Origin of the sequence: Streptococcus mitis (genome assembly GCF_001579035.1) — a bacterium.
Classification (GTDB): domain Bacteria; phylum Bacillota; class Bacilli; order Lactobacillales; family Streptococcaceae; genus Streptococcus; species Streptococcus mitis_J.
The window spans coordinates 386,600-390,236 of record NZ_KQ970286.1 but is presented as its reverse complement, the minus strand read 5'-3'; the positions used below and the strand labels follow the sequence as shown (position 1 = coordinate 390,236).

Sequence of the window (3,637 nt, the reverse complement as noted above, 5' to 3'; positions counted from 1 at the left end):
AGTTTCCTCCCCTTGAGTTTTAGCTCGGTGTCGTCTGGGATTTTCTCTCCTGGTTTGTCAAACCGTTCTCCGTTAAGAACTGCTACGACTAGACCAGCCATGACACCGCGCTTGGCCTGTTCTCGCGTTTCAAACAAGCCCTGCTTATAAGCTAGTACACCACTCTTTCCTTAGCCATTGATTCTCAAACTTTCTACTACTTCTACAATCGATTCTATCTCAAAGGGAACCTGCTCAGCAATTTCTTCTAATTTTGCATTAGCTTGATCCAAGATTTGGTTACAAAAGGCAATAGCCTCTTCCAAGCCCAACAAGGCAGGATAGGTTGACTTTTCTGCATGCAGGTCCTTTTGTGGTGTCTTGCCAATTTCCTCAAAACTGGCGGTCACATCCAGTACATCATCTCGAACTTGAAAAGCAAGACCAATCAATTCACCCACAGTTTTCAGTTTTGCTTGAATTTCAGGAACCAATTCGGCTATAATTGCTGCAGCTTGAAATGGATAGGCTAGTAGTTTTCCCGTTTTATTAGCATGAATGGTCTGGAGTTCTTCCAAAGACAAATGCTGGTGTTCGCCTTCCATATCCAAAACTTGCCCTGCCACCATACCCATACTACCTGAAGCAAGAGATAAGTTGGCAATCAAGTCCACCTTGATCTGACTTGGCAAATCTGCCTGCGCTATCAAAGCATAAGGGTCTAGGAACAAGGCATCTCCAGCCAAAATAGCCATTGCTTCTCCAAATTTCTTGTGGTTGGTCAAACGCCCTCGACGGTAATCATCATCATCCATGGCAGGAAGGTCATCATGAATCAAGCTTCCTGTATGAATCATCTCCAAGGCCGCAGCCACCTGCGCGTGAGCAGGTTTAATCGCAACTTGTAAGGCTTCCAGAACTTCTAACAAGAGAAAAGGACGAATACGCTTGCCACCAGCATGAATGGAATAGAGAACAGACTCTCGTAAACTAGAGGCAAACTGCTGGTCTCCATAAAAATCTTCCAAAGCCGACTCGACAAGAGCTAATTTTTCTTGCTTCTTCATTCAAAATCACTTTCTGTTCCGTCTTCTTGCATGACCTTGACCAAGGTCTTTTCAGCCTTGTCCAGCGTCGCTTGGAGCTCTTTTGACAAGACCATACCCTTTTGAAAGGCAGCAATCGCATCTTCCAGAGCAATTTCACCATTTTCCAAACTTTGGACAATGGTCTCCAGTTCTGCTAGATTTTCCTCAAATTTCTTTTGTTTTGACATCTTTAACCTCTAATTCTACTCGACCATCTCGCATCAAAAGCGTCACTTGGTCTTTTTTCTTCAAACTCTCAACCGAATCTACAACGGACTCTTCTTTTTTAACAATAGCATAACCTCGCGCCACAATTCGGCTGGTATCCAACATCAGCAAGGCTTCCGAAAGTCGCTTCACTTCAGCAACCTTGGCATCATAAACCAGAGCCATTTGGCTACGGAGGAGTTTGTCCAACTGTCCTAGACGGTCTTGATAACGTTGGATTTTGGTAACAGGTGATAACTGAACCAGTTGATGCGTCCGTGCTTGGACGACTTGTTTGTTATCAGAAATCCGTGTTCGCAAACTCTGTTTTAAGCGCAGTTGCAGTTGGTCTAAGCGTTGCAAATAGCCATCATACAAACGCTCTGGCTGTCTAAAGATAACAGACTGACTGCATTTTTTCAAAGCTTCTTGTTTCTTAGATAGGACATTTCGCACTGCCGTTGCCATCCGTTTTTCCTGATTTTGCAAATGAGCTAACACATCCAACTTGGTCACAGGTGTTGCTAGTTCAGCAGCAGCCGTTGGTGTCGCAGCGCGGCGATCTGCCACAAAATCTGCTAAGGTCACATCCGTCTCATGCCCCACACTAGAAATAACTGGCAAACGAGACTCAAAAATAGCTCGTACCACAATTTCTTCGTTAAAGGCCCAGAGATCCTCTATGGAACCTCCACCTCGACCAATAATGAGCAAATCCAAATCGTCTCGTTGATTAGCACGCGCAATATTTCTAGCAATTTCCTCCGCAGAACCCTCACCTTGAACCTTGGTCGGATAAAGAAGTATGTCAACACCTGGAAAGCGCCTGCTGACGGTTGTGATAATATCTTGAATAACGGCTCCACTGCGACTGGTTACCACACCAATCCTCTTAGAAAATTGGGGCAGAGGTTGCTTGAAGCGTTCTTGAAACAGGCCTTCTTCTGTCAATTTTTTCTTGAGTTGTTCAAACTGAATCGCAAGCGCTCCAACCCCATCAGGCTCAGCCTTTTCAATGATGATGGAGTAGCTACCACTTGGTTCATAGACCTGGACACGCCCAATCACATTGATTTTCATTCCTTCTTCTAGGTCAAAGCCTAATTTCTGATAAATCCCAGACCAGATGGTCGCTTGAATAACTGCATGGTCATCCTTTAGGGAGAAATATTGGTGAGTAGGTCGTTTACGAAAGTTGGAAACTTGACCAGTTAAATAGACCCGTTCCAAGTAAGGGTCTTTATCGAATTTCATTTTCAGATACTTGGTCAAAGTTGTTACCGATAAATACTTTTCCATCTCCACCTACTATTCATTTTCTTGCTCTTTCATAGGTATTATTATACCAAAAATATGCCTAAAAATCTTCATTTATGTACCATTATGAGGGAAAAATAGAAAAAGGAGGCAAGGCCTCCACATCTGATTATTTGCTGTTTCGGGCTTCTTCCAAAATCTTAGCAATCTTGGTCGTCAACAGGTCAATAGCAACTGTATTGCTGACCCCTTCAGGAATGACGATATCAGCATAACGCTTGGTTGGTTCGATAAACTGGTGGTACATTGGTTTAACTACACCTAAGTACTGGTCAATAACGCTATCAAGGCTGCGGCCACGTTCTTCCATATCGCGCTTGATACGACGAATAATGCGCACATCATCATCCGTATCCACAAAAATCTTGATATCCATCAAATCGCGCAGACGCTTGTCCTCCAAGACCAAAATCCCCTCAACGATAAAGACATCTTGAGGCTCCTGGCGATAGGTCTTGCTACTCCGTGTATGCTCTGTATAGTCATAAGTCGGGATGTCCACCGGACGCCCTGCCAACAATTCCTTAATCTGCTCGATCATCAAGTCTGTATCAAAGGCAAAAGGATGGTCGTAATTGGTTTTGACACGCTCTTCAAAGGTCAAATGAGACTGATCCTTGTAGTATGAATCATGTTCAATCATGGAAATCTTTTCATCAGGAAAATGCGATAAAATGGCTCTTGAAACACTGGTCTTACCACCGCCAGAACCACCTGTCACTCCGATAATGATTGGTCTATTTTGCATGCTATCCTCCGTTTTTTTATCCGTCGTCTATTCTATCACATTTTTAGCAAAATTTATAGTCTGGTTTAGATAGTTTAGTGAAAACAATTCTAATCCCTACACCCCCAGTTAGACTAGCTAAAAACCTTCCTCGGCTTGTAGAAATTTCCTCGTTTCTCTAGAATGGCTAGCAATGTATCGCCTTCAAAGGCAGCCAGTTCTTTGTCCGTTTGGTCTAACTCAATAAAACGACCAAAGCGAACTTCCGTAGCCTCTTCTGAAGTTAGGAAAACTTTGACAAGGTCACCTGTCCCAATCT

4 protein-coding genes and 2 pseudogenes are annotated in these 3,637 nt (G+C 43.5%); all 6 read right to left on the bottom strand.

The window, feature by feature from the left end:
* Positions 1-178 (bottom strand): annotated as a pseudogene (locus SMIDD26_RS12750) (TlyA family rRNA (cytidine-2'-O)-methyltransferase); the annotation flags it as partial.
* Positions 171-1,046 carry a polyprenyl synthetase family protein gene (locus SMIDD26_RS04335; RefSeq protein ID WP_061439138.1) on the bottom strand — a complete coding sequence of 292 codons (876 nt, stop codon included), beginning with the start codon at positions 1,044-1,046 and terminating at the stop codon, positions 171-173. The gene SMIDD26_RS04335 and the pseudogene SMIDD26_RS12750, both read right to left, overlap by 8 nt.
* A complete protein-coding gene (locus tag SMIDD26_RS04330; protein WP_000043226.1) occupies positions 1,043-1,255 on the bottom strand; it encodes an exodeoxyribonuclease VII small subunit in 213 nt (70 codons plus the stop codon). Before SMIDD26_RS04330 ends, SMIDD26_RS04335 begins: the two co-directional genes overlap by 4 nt.
* Positions 1,233-2,573 carry an exodeoxyribonuclease VII large subunit gene (gene xseA, locus SMIDD26_RS04325; protein ID WP_061439136.1) on the bottom strand — a complete coding sequence of 447 codons (1,341 nt, stop codon included), beginning with the start codon at positions 2,571-2,573 and terminating at the stop codon, positions 1,233-1,235. Before xseA ends, SMIDD26_RS04330 begins: the two co-directional genes overlap by 23 nt.
* 127 nt (positions 2,574-2,700) lie before the next feature.
* Complete coding sequence (gene udk / locus SMIDD26_RS04320) at positions 2,701-3,339, bottom strand: uridine kinase (RefSeq protein ID WP_001181376.1); 639 nt, start codon at positions 3,337-3,339, stop codon at positions 2,701-2,703.
* 113 nt (positions 3,340-3,452) lie between these two features.
* Positions 3,453-3,637: pseudogene (truB, locus tag SMIDD26_RS12745) on the bottom strand (tRNA pseudouridine(55) synthase TruB); the annotation flags it as partial.